This is a genomic window from Pseudoduganella sp. GW821-FHT05F09 (genome assembly GCF_059419605.1).
This window is the reverse complement of sequence record NZ_JBWKSD010000003.1, coordinates 26,207-40,843: the sequence shown is the minus strand read 5'-3', so window position 1 is coordinate 40,843 and position 14,637 is coordinate 26,207. Positions and strand designations below refer to the sequence as shown.

The following is a 14,637-nucleotide window of genomic DNA, read 5'->3' as shown; positions in this document are numbered from 1 at the left end:
CGGATACGGCTAGCCCCGCGCCGGCCCTGCGCTCAGCTGCGGCTGGCGCCGCTGCCCCAGGCGGCTTCGCCGTAGCGGAATTTCGGCCGCAGCTCGCGCGCGAACTGCTGCAGCTCCAGCGTGAAGCCGCCCAGCGACAGCTCGCCGTTCATGTAGCGGCCAACCAGCGAAGGCAGGTCCAGGCCGTCGCGGAAATCGATCTCCCTGGTGTCGATAAAGCCGCCGCGCCGCAGGTCCGCCTCCAGCGCTTCGGCGCGCTGCGCGTCCGCCTCGGCGTGCTGGCGCGCGGCCAGCGCGCGTTCGTAATCGCGCCGGCTGCCGGCCAGCTTGTCCTGCAGGTTGACCACTTCCAGCACCAGCTTGTCGTCTTCCGGACTGGGCGTGGCGCGCGCCTGCGCGATCAGCTCAGCGATCGGCAGCGACTTCAGGCTGGCGGCCTGCAGTTCCTGCGCGCGCAGGTAGCGCGGGTCGCGCCGCGCGGCGTAGTCGGCCAGGCTGGCGCGCACGCGGCGCAGGCGTTCGTCCGCTTGCGCGACGGCCGCCTCCAGCGGCGCCACGGCTTGCGCTATGCGTTCGGCGATGGTGGGCGGCGGCGGCGCGAAGGACAGGCGGTCCAGCTCCGCGCGCGCCTCGGCCAGAGCCTGCGCGCTGCGCTCGGCGCGCTGCGGCAGCGCTTCCTGCATGGCGAGCAGGATGTTCTCGTTGCGGCGGTTGTTCGCGAAATTGCACAGGCCCGCGATCCACTCGTCCTTCGCGGGGTCGCCGTCCTCGCTGCGGTAGGACGGCGTGCCGTAGCCTGCGGCCTTCAGGTAGGCGTACAGTTCGTCGCTGCGGTAGCGCGCCAGCTTGGCGCCAATCTCGGCTTCCAGCTCGGCGTTCATGGCCAGCAGCGCCTGGTGCGCCGATTCGGCGCGCTGATAGGCATCGCGCGCGGCCTGCAGGATCTGCGCGGCATCCATCTGCGCGCCGGGGCGCAGCGCGGCCTCGCGGATCTCCGCGCCGCGCTGGCGGATGGCCGCCACGTGGTTGGCGATGTCGCTGCCCACCGTTTGCAGCTCGGCGCGCAGGGCTTGTTCCTCGTCGGCGCGGAAGGCCAGCTCGCGCTCCGCTTCGGCGGCGATGCTTTCGTTCTCGGCCAGGTTCAACCCGGCCACCTGGCGCAGCAGGCCGGCTATCTTCTGCTCCAGCGCCAGTTCGTCGCGGCCCGCTTCGGCGGCGCGCGCGTCGCAGCTTTCCAGCTTGCCCTGATAGATGCGGGTGTTTTCGCAGATGGCTGCAGTGAATTCGGAAGCGAGCATGTTATTTCACGAGCCCCGACAACCAGCGGCGCCAGCCCGACGGACGGCCCTGGCCGGCGCGCCGGGCGGCGATGTATTGCAGCGCCTTTTCGCGCTCGCCTGCGTCGCCGGGACCGGGTTCGAATTCCAGGCGCTGCGCGAAGTAAGCGCGCACGCCTTGGGCGATCAGCTCGTCGTCCACGGCGAGGCCGTTGGCCGCGTAGTACTCGCGGATGCGCGCGCCCACTTCCTCGCGCCGCCGGGGCAGGTCGAGGTGCTCGTCCACCACCATCTGCTTGTGGCGCAGCTCGTCGATGAAGGCCATCGCGCCGAGCTGCTCGGACAGTGCTCCCGCCACGATCGCCACCCTTACGCGGCGCCCTTGTTGAGCAGGGCGATGAAGCGCTGCTTGCTGTCCTCGGTGGCCGCTTCGATTTCCTTCGAGGTGCGGGTCGATTCTTCGCGCAGCTCCTGGATCAGCTTCAGGCTGCTGCCCTGGAATTCCACGATGGCGGTGGCCAGCGCACCCACTGAGCTGGCTTTCAGCGTGGAGCCGTAGCCGGCGCGCAGGCCCGCTTCGAGCTGCTGGCCGCCGGCCTTGGCCAGCGTCTCCAGGCCCTGGTTGATGCCGTCGGTCATGGCGTCCATGGTGGCGGTGGTTTCGGCCAGGCCGGCCATGGAGGTGAACGATGCGGCCAGGCCGGTGAACACCACTTCATTGGTGGCGAAGAAGGTCACGGCGCGCTGGTAGATGCGCTCCTTGATGGTGTGGGTCTGCTGCAGGCGGGCGAACACCAGTTCGGCCGTGTTGTAGGAGGTCTTCAGGTCGTCGGCGATGTCCTTCACGATTTGGTAGGACTTGTCCTCGTCCTGCACCGCGCGCAGCGCTTCGTCGCGCACCAGTTCCAGGCGGGCGCGCTCGACGGCGTCCGCCACGTTCTCGGTGGCCTTGTTGGCCACGTCCAGCGCCTGCTTGCGCTCTTCCAGCGCCTTGGTGGCCACTTCCAGCACCTGCTGCGCTTCCACTTCGGACGACTTCAGCGCCATGCGGAAATCGCGGTAGGCTTCCAGGATGGCGCTCTCGCGCTGGATCTGTTCATTGGCCGACTTGGCCACATCCAGATAAGTGGCGCGGATGTCGTTGAAGCGGTCCGGAATCGAGCCGCGCCGCATTTTCATCCAGCCCATCTGGATGCGTTCCTGGAAGTCCAGCTTGCCGTCCGCCATCCAGCCGGCCATTTTCTCGGCGTCCTCGCGGATGGAGTTGAAGCCGGTGGTGATGTCGGCGTAACGGGTGGAAATGTCCATGCCCGAGATCTGCTCGCGCACGGCGGCATTGAAGGTGGACGAGTACTGCAGCGTGGTGGCGATGGCCGTGATTTTCACGGCATCATATTTGGCGACTTTTTCCAGCAGCGGTACGACCGGCGCGTCCTCGCGGTTGCCCAGGTTGACGCCTATAGTGCGCAGCGCATTGACTGCGCGGTCGAGGTAGCTGATTTGGTTCATTCGAGACTCGCAAGTGATGGGTTTGCTATAAAGAAAGTAGCGTGCAGCACATCTTATAACAAAAACATCCTTGCGAAAATCTCAGCCGGCAGGAATTGCCTTCCTGGCCAGCGGCGGCGCAGGCGGGGCAGGAGGAGTACGGGGCGCGGCCGGCGCTCTGGCCGCCAGCCGCTGGCGCGATTTGCGCGCCGTTTCGCACAGCAGGCACATGGCGTCAGGCCTCCGCGGTTTGCCGCCACGCCGGCAGCTGCTGCATGCGGCCGTACCAGGCCTGGATGTTGACGTAGCCGTTCAGCGGCAGCGCGGCCCGCTCCGTGTACATGAGCGGCGCGGCCAGCGCCAGGTCGGCCAGCGTCAGGCTGTCGCCCACCATCCACTGGCGGCCGGCCAGGTGCTTGTCCAGCACCGTGGCAAAGTCGGCCAGGTCGCTTTCGCCGCGCTCTTCCTCGCGCGCCTCCGGCCCCTGGCCGGTGACGATGCCCTTCCACACCCGCTCCCAGGTCAGCACACCGATGGCTGGCGAGAAATGCTGGCAAGCCCAGAACATCCAGCGGTTGATGTCGGCGCGCGCGCGCAGGTCCTGCGGGTAGACGGTCTGGCCCGGCGTCTTGTCGGCCAGGTATTGCATGATGGCGCAGGATTCCCACAGCAGGAAGCCGTCGTCCTCCAGTACCGGGATCTTGCTGTTGGGATTGAGTTCGCCCAGGCGGCGGCGGTCTTCCGCGCTCATCAGGTTCACTTCGACGAATTCCACCTCCGCGTTCAGGTGGGCAACCAGCATGGCGACACGGCGGGCGTTGGACGAGATCGGGTGGTGGTAGATGCGCATTGCTGTCTCCGTAAGTGATGTGCGATGAAGCTATCTTAGGAGACGGCTGCGACAGTTTCTGTCAGTAGCCTTTGATAAGTTTGCCAAAAAAAATGCCCGCCGGTGAGGGCGGGCCAAGTCCAAAACTAGGGATGTCCTGAAAGAGACAGTTCCACTATATTCCCGCGCGCCGTCCGCCTCTGTGCGCTGCTTAACGTAGTGAATACGTCGTGAACAGCTAGCGCCTAGCTCTCCTCGCTGATGCCGTTTTCCGCGCGCCAGGTCTTGAGCAGCGCGTGCCGCGCCGTGGGGTAGCGCTCGGCTATGGTCTCGGCGGACTGGATGCGGTCCATGCGGAAATGGCGCAGCGCGCCGCGCATTTCGCAGAAGGCGGCCAGCAGGCGCTTGCCCTCGAAATAGGCCAGCGCGAACGGCCACACCACGCGCTCGGAGGCGCGGCCCTGCTCGTCGCTGTAGCAGATGCGCAGCTTGTGCTGGCGCCGTATGGCACGGCGCGCCGGCGGGATGTGCGGATCGTCGTGGTCGTTGAAGCCGATCGGCACCCACAAGCTGGTCTCGGCCATATCGTCGCGCAAGTCTTTCGGGGTGGCGGTGGCGATCTTGGCCAGCGCGCTGGCGGCCGCCTTTGCCAGTTCGGCGTCGCCCTGGCGCTTGACCCAGCGCGCGCCCAGCACCAGCGCTTCCAGCTCGTCGGCGCCAAACATCAGCGGCGGCAGGAAGAAGCCGGCCCGCAGCAGATAGCCCACGCCGGCCTCGCCTTCCAGCGGCGCGCCCAGCTCGGCCAGGGTCTGCATGTCGCGGTAGATGGTGCGCTCGGACACGCCCAGCTGCTCGGCCAGCGCGGCCGCCGTGACGGGGCGGCGGCTGCCGCGCATGGCGTCCATCAGCTGGAATAATCGTCCGGTACGGCTCATGTGCTTCCTCGTGTATAAAAAATGCCGCCAGGCTTGCGCGTGGCGGCATTCTCGGGGGCCGGTGGCTTACACCACGGCGCCGTCGGTTTCGTCTTTCTCTTTGACCGGCTTGATCAGGTCTTCGCGCTTCACGCCCAGCCACATGGCCACGGCCGCAGCCACGAACACGGACGAGTAAATGCCGAAGCAGATACCGATGGTCAGCGCCACCGCGAAGTAGTGCAGCGTCGGGCCGCCGAACAGCAGCATGGACAGCACCATCATCTGCGTGCAGCCGTGGGTGATGATGGTGCGCGAGATGGTGGAGGTGATGGCGTTGTCGATCACTTCATGCACCGAAGCCTTGCGCTGCTTGCGGAAGTTTTCGCGGATACGGTCGAAAATAACCACCGATTCGTTGACCGAGTAGCCCAGCACCGCCAGCACCGCCGCCAGCACCGTCAGCGAGAATTCCCAGCCGAAGTAGGCGAAGAAGCCCAGGATGATGACCACGTCGTGCAAGTTCGCGATAATCGCCGCCACCGCGTACTTCCACTCGAAGCGCACGGCCAGGTAGATCATCACGCCGATAATCACCATCACCAGCGCGTTCAGGCCGTTCTGGGCCAGCTCGTCGCCCACCTGCGGGCCGACGAATTCCACCTTGTTCAGCTGTACCGTCTCGGCGCCGGCCGCGTCCACGCAGGCGTTCTTGGCAATCTGCTCGCCCTTGGGCGAGACCAGCTCCATGCGCTTGATGCTGCCGCCGTCGGTCTTGCACAGCGCCTCGAACACTTTCTGCGAGGCGTTGGCCGAGTCCTTGCCCGCCGCCGCGTGGGCGATGGGCAGTTTCAGCATCACGTCGCGCGCGGTGCCGAAGCTGGTCACTTCAGGATGCTCGTAGCCTAGGCTCTGCACGGTGGCGCGCACGCCTTCCAGGTTGGCCGCGTGCGGGTATTTCACCTCCATCACGGTGCCGCCCTTGAACTCGATCGACAGGTTCAGGCCCTTGTGCAGCAGGAAGAAGACAGCCGCCACGAAGGTCAGCGCCGACACCACGTTGAAGATCAACGCGTGGCGCATGAACGGGATGTCTTTTCTAATGCGGAAAAATTCCATGTTGTTCTACCTTCTGTACGGTTATTTCGACTGGCCTGGAACCCAGACCGTGCCGATGGCGATGGACTGCAGCTTTTTCTTGCGGCCGTACCACAGGTTAACGACGCCGCGCGACACGAAGACGGCGGAGAACATCGAGGTCAGAATGCCCAGGCAGTGCACCACGGCGAAGCCGCGCACGGCGCCCGAACCGAACACCAGCAGCGCCAGGCCGACGATCAGCGTGGTGACGTTGGAGTCCAGGATGGTGGCGAAGGCGCGGTCGAAGCCGGCCGCGATGGCCGCCTGCGGCGAATTGCCGGCGCGCAGTTCCTCGCGGATGCGCTCGTTGATCAGCACGTTGGCGTCAATCGCCATGCCCAGCGCCAGCGCGATAGCGGCGATGCCCGGCAGGGTCAGGGTGGCCTGCATGGTCGACAGCAGCGCGATCAGCAGCAGCAGGTTGACGCCCAGCGCCAGCACGCTGAAGAAGCCGAACATCATGTAGTAGATGATCATGAACACGGCGATGGCGGCAAAGCCGTACACCATGGACAGCTGGCCCTTCTTGATGTTCTCGGCGCCCAGCGCGGGACCGACGGTGCGTTCCTCGATCACGGTCATCGGGGCGTACAGCGCGCCGGAGCGCAGCAGCAGCGCCAGCTCGGCCGAGTTCTCGGCGTTGCCCATGCCGGTGATGTTGAAGCTGCTACCCAGTTCGCTCTGGATGGTGGCCACCGACAGCACTTCCGGCTTGCCCTTCTGTTCGTACAGCACGATGGCCATTTTCTTGCCCACGCGTTCGCGGGTGGCTTCGCGCATCTTGCGGCCGCCGTCGCCGTTCAGGTCGATCGACACGGCAGGCTGCTGGTTCGAATCGAAGCTGGCGGTGGCGCGCGAGATGTAGTCGCCGGTCAGCACGATGTCCTTCAGCAGCACCACCGGCACGCCTTTGCCGACCGTGAACAGCTCGGAGTTGAACGGCACGGCCGCCTGCAGCTCGGTGCCGGGGGTGACGGTTTCGTCCACCATGCGCACTTCCAGGGTGGCGGTGCGGCCGATAATGGCCTTGGCGCGCGCCACGTCCTGCACGCCGGGCAGCTGGACCACGATGCGGTCCGGGCCCTGCTGCTGGATCACCGGCTCGGACACGCCCAGTTCATTGACGCGCTTGGACAGCGTGGCGATGTTCTGGCGCACGCCGTTGTCCATGGCTTCCTTCAGCGCGGCCGGCTTCAGGCTCAAGGTCAGCAGCAGGTCGGCGCCGTCGGCGCTCTCGGCCATCGTCAGGTCGGACTGCTGCTCGGCGATCACGGTTTTGGCGGCCGCGCGGGTGGCGGCGTCGCGGAACTTCACCTCGACGGTGTTGCCCTTGCGCTCGATGCCGGCGTGGCGCACGCTCTTGTCGCGCAGCTGGCTGCGCACGGCGGTCTGGATGCCCTGGACGCGCTTGTCCAGCGCGGCCTGCACGTCCACCTGCATCAGGAAGTGCACGCCGCCGCGCAAGTCCAGGCCCAGGTACATGGGCAGCGCGCGGATGCTCTGCATCCAGCGCGGCGTGTTGGCCGTGAGGTTGTTGGTGACGATGTAGGCCGGGTCTTCCGCATCCGGGTTCAGCGCGCGTTCCAGCGCCAGCTTGGCCTTGAATTGGGTGTCGGTGTCGGCAAAGCGCACGCGCACCGAGGTATGGGTGCCGGCGGCGTCCAGGGTCACGGCTTCATGGGCCAGTTTCTCCTGCTTGAGCAGGCTGTCCACGCGCTCGCCCAGGTCGCTGCCGACCTTGACGGTAGACTTGCCGCTGGTGACCTGCAGCGCCGGCGATTCGCCGAAATAATTGGGCGCCGTATACAGTGCGCCCAGCAGCACGGTAATGGCGATGACGATGTACTTCCAGACAGGATAGCGATTCATATATTCTGCGTTCCAGAGAGACTGAAACGGGCCGCGTATGCTGGATAGGCGGCCCGGTGTGGTTTACAGCGCTTTCAGCGTGCCCTTAGGCAGCAGCGTGGTGACCGATGGCTTCTGCACCACGATCTCGGTGCCGGCGGCCACTTCCAGGGTCACGTAGACGTCGGTCACTTTGGAAACCTTGCCCAGGATGCCGCCGGCGGTGACGACTTCGTCGCCCTTGGCCAGCGCGTCCATCATCGCCTTCTGTTCCTTGGCGCGTTTTTGCTGAGGACGGATCATCAGGAAGTACATGACCACGAACATCAGGACCAGCGGCAGGAAGCTGGTGAGATTGCCACCCAGGCCGAGCATGTCGGTAGGGGCTTGAGCGTAGGCATTGGAAATGAACACAGGGACTCCAGTAATATATTAGTTTGAAAAAATAGCGCTGTATTCTAGCACTGGCCGGTCCTGGCTAGACGTTTGGGCTAGGTTGGGCCTATAAATGTTTTTGCAAGATTGCGGCGCTTTTGCCACGTTTCGCCACGTCACACGCCGCGCGCCCGGTCGGCGTGGAATTGCGCCACCCAGGCCGGGAAGCGGTCCTCGTCCAGCGCCTCGCGCATCTGGCGCATGATGTCGAGGTAGTAATGCAGGTTGTGGATGGTGTTCAGGCGCGCGCCCAGGATCTCCTGCGAGCGGTGCAGGTGGTGCAGATAGGCGCGCGAGAAGTTGCGGCAGGCGTAGCAGGAGCAGGTTTCGTCCAGCGGCTGCGTGTCTTCCTTATAACGCGCGTTCTTGATCTTGACGTCGCCGAAGCGGGTGAAGATCCAGCCGTTGCGCGCATTCCGGGTCGGCATCACGCAGTCGAACATGTCGATGCCGTTCGATACGCCGGCCACCAGGTCTTCCGGCGTGCCCACGCCCATCAGGTAGTGCGGCTTGTTGGCCGGCAGGCGCGGGCCGACATGGGCCAGCACGCGCATCATGTCTTCCTTGGGCTCGCCCACCGACAGGCCGCCGATGGCCAGGCCGGGGAAGTCGATCTCTTCCAGCTTGGCCAGCGACTCGTCGCGCAGGTTCTCGAACATGCCGCCCTGGACGATGCCGAACAGCGCGTTCGGGTTCTCGCCGCGCTTGAACTCGTCCATGGAGCGCTGCGCCCAGCGCAGCGACATGCGCATGGACTTGGCCGCCTCGTCGACCGTGGCCGGACGGCCGTCGATTTCATAGGGCGTGCATTCGTCGAACTGCATCACGATGTCCGAGTTCAGCACGCGCTGGATCTGCATCGAGATTTCCGGCGACAGGAACAGCTTGTCGCCGTTGATGGGCGAATTGAAGTGCACGCCCTCTTCCGTGATCTTGCGCATATCGCCCAGCGAGAACACCTGGAAGCCGCCCGAGTCGGTCAGGATGGGCTTGTCCCAGCCCATGAAGCCGTGCAGGCCGCCGAACTTGGACATCACGTCGTTGCCCGGGCGCAGCCACAGGTGGAAGGTGTTGCCCAGGATGATCTGGGCGCCGATTTCCTTCAGCTCCAGCGGCGACATGGCTTTCACCGAGCCGTAGGTGCCGACCGGCATGAAGATCGGGGTCTGCACCTCGCCATGGTTCAGTTTCACGGTGCCGCGGCGGGCCTTGGTCAAGCCGGTGGTGTCGGTCTTGATGAGTTTAAATTCCAGCATAGTAATCCTTAGTGTGCTCGGGCTTGCGTGGTCAGCAGCATCGCATCGCCGTAGCTGAAGAAGCGGTATTCGTTGGCGATCGCGTGGGCGTAGGCCAGGCGGATCTCGTCAAAGCCGGCGAAAGCCGACACCAGCATCAGCAGGGTCGATTTCGGCAGGTGGAAATTGGTGATCAGGCGGGTCACCGTCTTGAACTGGTAGCCGGGCGTGATGAACAGGTTGGTGTCGCCGCTGCCCGCTTCCAGCGCGCCGCCCTGCGAGGCCGATTCCAGCGCGCGCAGGCTGGTGGTGCCAACGGCAACCACGTCGCGGCCGGCGGCGCGGGCGGCGCGCGCCGCGTCCACCGTGGCCTGCGGCATGGTGTACCACTCGGTATGCATCTTGTGCTCGGCCAGGTTCTCGGTGCGCACCGGCTGGAAGGTGCCGGCGCCCACGTGCAGCGTGACGTAGGCGAAGTTCACGCCCTTGTCCTTGAGCTTTTGCAGCAGCGCTTCGTCGAAGTGCAGGCCGGCCGTGGGCGCGGCGACGGCGCCCGGCACCTTGTTGAACACGGTCTGGTAGCGGGTTTCGTCGAATTCGTCGGCGGCGTGCTCGATGTAGGGCGGCAACGGCAGGCGGCCGTGCGCTTCGATCAGCTCGAACACGTCGTCTTCAAAGTGCAGGGTGTAGAACTCGCCGGCGCGCTCGCCCACGGTGACGTCGAAAGCGTCGGCCAGGCGTATCTTCACGCCGGGGCCGGGCGACTTGGAGGCGCGCACCTGGGCCAGCACGGTGCGGGTGTCCAGCACGCGCTCAACCAGGGCCTCGACCTTGCCGCCGCTGTCCTTGACGCCGAAGAAACGGGCTTTCAGCACGCGGGTGTCGTTCATCACCAGCAGGTCGCCGGCCTGGAGCTGGTCCAGGATATCGGTGAACTGGCGGTCGTGCAGCGCGAGGGCTGCGCCTTGTCCATCCACGTGCAGCAGGCGCGATGCGCTGCGGTCCGGCAGCGGAAATTGCGCTATGCGCTCCTGTGGCAAGTTAAAATCGAAATCTGATAGAGAATACATGACGCACTTCTGAAACTGTTGGGCAACCCTCTATTTTACGCTAGTAGCCCGCAAAGCATCTGAAATATGCCCGTACCGACGCAAAAACCTGTCAAGAAATCGCCCGCCAAGGGCGGCAAGCTCACCGCCGCCAACGCCGAAGCCAAGCTCGCCAAGCTGGGCCTGCGCACCGATATGGACCTGGTGCTGCACCTGCCCATGCGCTACGAGGACGAAACCCAGGTCTTCACCATTGCGGACGCCTGCCTGCGCGGCGGGCAGACCTGGCAGGTGGAGGGCGTGGTCACGAAGAACGAAATCGGCTTCAAGCCGCGCCGCCAGCTGCTGGTGCATATCGCCGACGAAACGGGCGACATCCAGCTGCGCTTCATGAATTTCTACGGCAGCCAGGTCAAGCAGCTGGCCGAGGGCACGCGGGTGCGCGCGCGCGGCGAAGTGAAGCACGGCTTCTTCGGCGCGGAGATGGTGCACCCGGTTTACAAAGTCATCAACGAGGGCGCGCCGCTGCCGGCCTCGCTCACGCCGGTCTACCCGTCCGGCGAAGGCCTGCCGCAGTACATCCTGCGGCGCGCCATCACCGACGCCATGAAACGCGTGGACTGGACCGACACCCTGCCTGCGGAGCTGGTGCGGCGCATGCACCTGAGCGACTTCGAGCCGGCCGTGCGCCTGCTGCACTACCCCACGCCGGAAGTGGACGAGCACGCGCTGATGGACCGCTCGCACCCGGCCTGGACGCGGGTGAAGTTCGACGAACTGCTGGCGCAGCAGCTGTCGCTGAAACGCGCGCAGCAGGCGCGCCGCTCCAAGGGCGCCGCCGCGCTGAAGAAGGTGGGCCAGCTGTCGAAAGCCTTCCAGGCCGCCCTGCCGTTCAAGCTGACCAATGCGCAGCAGCGCGTGCTGGACGAGATCCGCGCCGACCTGCGCCAGCAGTACCCCATGCAGCGCCTGCTGCAGGGCGACGTGGGCGCGGGCAAGACCGTGGTGGCGGCGCTGGCGGCCGCGCAAGCCATCGACAGCGGCTACCAGGCCGCGCTGATGGCGCCCACCGAGATCCTGGCCGACCAGCACTTCCGCAAGATCGCCGCGTGGATGGAGCCGCTGGGCGTGAAAGTGGTGTGGCTGACGGGCAGCCTGAAGAAAAAGGAAAAGACGCTGGCCACCGAACTGGTGGAATCCGGCGAGGCGCGGCTGGTGATCGGCACCCACGCGCTGATACAGGACACGGTGCAGTTCGAGAACCTGGGCCTGGTGATCGTGGACGAGCAGCACCGCTTCGGCGTGGGCCAGCGCCTCACCTTGCGCAACAAGGGCAACGCGGGCGCCATTCCGCACCAGCTGATGATGTCCGCCACGCCGATTCCGCGCACGCTGGCGATGACATATTACGCCGACCTGGAAGTGTCCGTCATCGACGAACTGCCGCCGGGCCGCACGCCCATCGTCACGCGCGCCATCGACCAGAACCGGCGCGACGAGGTGGTGGCCCGCGTGCACGCGGCGGCGCAGGAGGGGCGGCAGGTGTACTGGGTCTGCCCGCTGATCGAGGAGTCCGAAGCGCTGCAGCTGCAGACCGCCACCGAGACCCACCAATTGCTGGCCGAAGCGCTGCCGGACCTGAACGTGGGCCTGGTGCACGGCCGCCTCAAGCCCGCCGAGAAGCAGGCCATCATGGACGCCTTCAGCGCCAACGAGATGCAGGTGCTGGTGGCCACCACCGTGATCGAGGTGGGCGTGGACGTGCCGAACGCCTCGCTGATGGTGATCGAGCACGCCGAGCGCTTCGGCCTGTCGCAGCTGCACCAGCTGCGCGGGCGCGTGGGCCGGGGCTCGGCGGCCAGCGTCTGCCTGCTGCTGTATCAGAGCCCGCTGGGCCAGATCGCCAAGCAGCGCCTGATGACCATGCGCGAAACCACGGACGGCTTCGAGATCGCGCGGCGCGACCTGGAAATACGCGGCCCCGGGGAATTCCTGGGCTCGCGCCAGAGCGGCCAGGCCATGCTGCGCTTCGCCGACCTGGAGACCGACGGCTGGCTGGTGGACCAGGCGCGCGACACCGCCCACGCCCTGCTGCACGACCCGGGCAGCGCGGAAATCGTGGAAACCCACCTGGAGCGCTGGCTGGGCGGACGGGAAGAATTCCTGAAAGTGTAAAACTTGTAAAAAGTTGCAAGCCGGAACAGGCTGTGCGAAACTCGCCCACCTTATGCGCAAAATTTCCACTTCCCTCCTGTCCCTGGCCGTCGCCGCAGCCTGCCTGCAGCTGGCCCAGTCCGCACACGCAGAGCAGCAGGCCGCAGGCGCGGCAACGGCGGCCATGGCAACGGCGGCGGCCACGCCGTCGGCCGCCCCTGCCGGCGCAGCGGCTCCTGCCGCCGTGCCAGTGCCGGTGACGGCGCCAACTCCGGCGCCGGCAGCGGCGGACAAGTCGGCCAAGTCGAAGTGGCTCTGGCCCCTGGAAAGCGCGAAAGCGCGCGTGAGCAGCTTCTTCGGCGCGCTGCGCGGCCGCCGCGCCCATGGCGGCGTGGACATCTCCACCCCGGTCGGCACGCCCGTGAAGGCAACCGATAGCGGCGTGGTGGTGGCCTCCACCAACCGCTACGAAGGCGACAAGAAATACGGCGAAGTGGTGGTGATCGAACACCTGAACGGCTTCAAATCGCTGTACGCGCACCTGAACACGCGCGACGTGAAAGTGGGCGACGAAGTGGTGGCCGGGCAATCCATCGGCCAGTCCGGCAAGACCGGGCACTCAACCGGCCCGCACCTGCACCTGGAAGCGTTCTACAATGGCGCCCGCACCGATCCGAAGAACCTGCTGGCCGGCCTGGAGGAAAGCGCGCTGCCCTCCGCGCTGAGCGCAAAGCAGTACACCTCCACCGACGGCAGTTTTGTCACCAAGGCGCCTTACGTGGCGTCGGCTAAAGCAGGCAAGGCTGGGAAGGCTGGGAAATCGGGCAAGGCCGCCAAAACGGAAAAATCCGGCAAAGCCAAATCCGCCAAGGCTTCTACTCAGAAGCACATCACGAACCGCGCCCCCAAGTCCAGCAAGAAGTCCGGCCGCAAATAAGCCAGGAATACAAGTCCCAGCACGAGCGCAAGCGCGCCCGCTATCGCCGCCCGTATCAGCCAGGTTTTCATACGGCTATGCGGGCTTTAGCGCGCCGCGCGCCAGTGCGCGCTCGTCCACCGGCAGGTTCGCCAGTCCCGCCATCACGCCCAGCGCGATCGCAATGCCCCACACCACGTTGTAATTGCCCTGCAGGGCAAACAGATAGCCGCCCAGCCACACGCCAAGGAAGCTGCCGATCTGGTGCGAGAAGAACACCACGCCCGCCAGCATGGACATGTGCTTGACGCCGAAAATGCCCGCGATGATGCCGTTCGTGAGCGGCACCGTGGACAGCCAGATAAAGCCCATCGCCGCCGCGAACAGATACACCGACATGGACGACAGCGGCGCCAGCAGGAACAGCGTGATCACGATGGAGCGGATGAAGTAGATCCCGGACAGCAGGTAGCGCTTGGGCACCATGCCGCCCCACTTGCCCGCGTAGAAGGAGCCGAAAATATTGAACAGGCCGATCAGCGCCAGCGCCATCACGGCGATCCGGGGATCGGTCACGCCCTTGTCCTTCAGGTAGGCCGGCAGGTGCACCGCGATGAACACCACCTGGAAGCCGCACACGAAATAGCCCGCCACCAGGAACAGGAAGGAGCGGTTGCGCAGCGCCTCGCCGAAGGCCTCGCCTATGCTCTGCTGCGCGCCGCCAGCGTGGACCACCGGCGGCTCGCGCAGGAAGAACGCCATCGGCACCATGGCGATAATCACCGCCGCCGCCAGCAGGTAGAAGGCGCTCTGCCAGCCCACCGAGGAAATCAGATACTGCTCCAGCGGCATCATGAGGAACTGGCCGAAGGAGCTGGCCGCGCCGGACACGCCAAACGCCCATGAGCGCCGCTCCACCGGCGCCACGCGGCCGATGATGCCGCTGACCGCGCCAAACGCCGTGCAGGCCAGGCCCAGGCCGATGAAGACCCCGGAGCCGACGATGAACAGCGTGGGCTGCGTAACGAGCGCCATCCACACCAGGCCCGCCATATAGCTGACCGCGCCCACCAGCACCACGCGCATGGTGCCGAAGCGGTCCGCCGCCATGCCGGCGAAGGGACCGAAGGCGCCCCACATCAGATTCTGCAAGGCCAGCGCCAGCGAGTAGGTCTCGCGGGTCCAGCCGTTGGCCTCCGAGAGGGGCTGCATCCAGAAACCGAAGCCGTGGCGCACGCCCATGGCCAGCGTCAGTACGACGCCGCTGGCGAGCAGCACGGATTTGAGCGACGGCGCGCGGTCGGATGTGAACATGGCTGGTCCCCTGATGGTTTTGTGCTTGTTGTTGTTGT

Annotated in this window: 13 protein-coding genes; 2 read left to right on the top strand and 11 right to left on the bottom strand. The window is 65.8% G+C overall.

All coding sequences use genetic code 11. The features are described 5' to 3' along the window. Positions 1 to 32: 32 nt before the first annotated feature. From AC07S4_RS09955 to queA, 10 genes are all read right to left on the bottom strand, one after another. Positions 33 to 1,298 carry a hypothetical protein gene (locus AC07S4_RS09955; protein WP_494986493.1) on the bottom strand — a complete coding sequence of 422 codons (1,266 nt, stop codon included), beginning with the start codon at positions 1,296 to 1,298 and terminating at the stop codon, positions 33 to 35. 1 nt (position 1,299) lies between these two features. After that, positions 1,300 to 1,635 carry a DUF6384 family protein gene (locus tag AC07S4_RS09950; protein WP_494986492.1) on the bottom strand — a complete coding sequence of 112 codons (336 nt, stop codon included), beginning with the start codon at positions 1,633 to 1,635 and terminating at the stop codon, positions 1,300 to 1,302. A gap of 11 nt (positions 1,636 to 1,646) precedes the next feature. Then, a complete protein-coding gene (locus tag AC07S4_RS09945) occupies positions 1,647 to 2,786 on the bottom strand; it encodes a merozoite surface protein 3b (protein ID WP_494986491.1) in 1,140 nt (379 codons plus the stop codon). 214 nt (positions 2,787 to 3,000) lie between these two features. Continuing rightward, on the bottom strand, positions 3,001 to 3,615 hold the full coding sequence (locus AC07S4_RS09940) for a glutathione S-transferase family protein (protein WP_494986490.1): 615 nt from the start codon (positions 3,613 to 3,615) through the stop codon (positions 3,001 to 3,003). Between the two features lie 224 nt (positions 3,616 to 3,839). Next, the gene (locus AC07S4_RS09935; RefSeq protein WP_494986489.1) at positions 3,840 to 4,529 is read right to left on the bottom strand and encodes a helix-turn-helix transcriptional regulator; all 690 of its coding nucleotides are present in this window, start codon (positions 4,527 to 4,529) and stop codon (positions 3,840 to 3,842) included. 66 nt (positions 4,530 to 4,595) lie between these two features. Next, a complete protein-coding gene (secF, locus tag AC07S4_RS09930) occupies positions 4,596 to 5,627 on the bottom strand; it encodes a protein translocase subunit SecF (protein ID WP_494986488.1) in 1,032 nt (343 codons plus the stop codon). A gap of 21 nt (positions 5,628 to 5,648) precedes the next feature. Next, entirely contained in the window at positions 5,649 to 7,517 is a 1,869-nt protein-coding gene (gene secD / locus AC07S4_RS09925; RefSeq protein WP_494986487.1) for a protein translocase subunit SecD, read from the bottom strand. Positions 7,518 to 7,580: 63 nt separating this feature from the next. Then, positions 7,581 to 7,910, bottom strand: a complete 330-nt coding sequence (gene yajC / locus AC07S4_RS09920; RefSeq protein ID WP_161071078.1) for a preprotein translocase subunit YajC — start codon at positions 7,908 to 7,910, stop codon at positions 7,581 to 7,583. A 137-nt stretch (positions 7,911 to 8,047) separates the two neighbouring features. Continuing rightward, a complete protein-coding gene (gene tgt, locus AC07S4_RS09915) occupies positions 8,048 to 9,187 on the bottom strand; it encodes a tRNA guanosine(34) transglycosylase Tgt (RefSeq protein WP_494986486.1) in 1,140 nt (379 codons plus the stop codon). Positions 9,188 to 9,195: 8 nt separating this feature from the next. Continuing rightward, positions 9,196 to 10,236: a tRNA preQ1(34) S-adenosylmethionine ribosyltransferase-isomerase QueA gene (gene queA / locus AC07S4_RS09910; protein ID WP_494986485.1), complete on the bottom strand. Its 1,041-nt coding sequence runs from the start codon at positions 10,234 to 10,236 to the stop codon at positions 9,196 to 9,198. Between the two features lie 66 nt (positions 10,237 to 10,302). Here queA and recG point away from each other — a divergent pair, with 66 nt between their 5' ends. Together recG and AC07S4_RS09900 are read left to right on the top strand one after the other, a co-directional pair. Continuing rightward, entirely contained in the window at positions 10,303 to 12,390 is a 2,088-nt protein-coding gene (recG, locus tag AC07S4_RS09905) for an ATP-dependent DNA helicase RecG (protein WP_494986484.1), read from the top strand. A 52-nt stretch (positions 12,391 to 12,442) separates the two neighbouring features. After that, a complete protein-coding gene (locus AC07S4_RS09900; RefSeq protein WP_494986483.1) occupies positions 12,443 to 13,306 on the top strand; it encodes a M23 family metallopeptidase in 864 nt (287 codons plus the stop codon). 75 nt (positions 13,307 to 13,381) lie between these two features. Here the strand turns inward: AC07S4_RS09900 and AC07S4_RS09895 are convergent, their stop codons facing one another. After that, positions 13,382 to 14,599, bottom strand: a complete 1,218-nt coding sequence (locus AC07S4_RS09895; protein ID WP_494986482.1) for an MFS transporter — start codon at positions 14,597 to 14,599, stop codon at positions 13,382 to 13,384. Between the last annotated feature and the right edge of the window lie 38 nt (positions 14,600 to 14,637).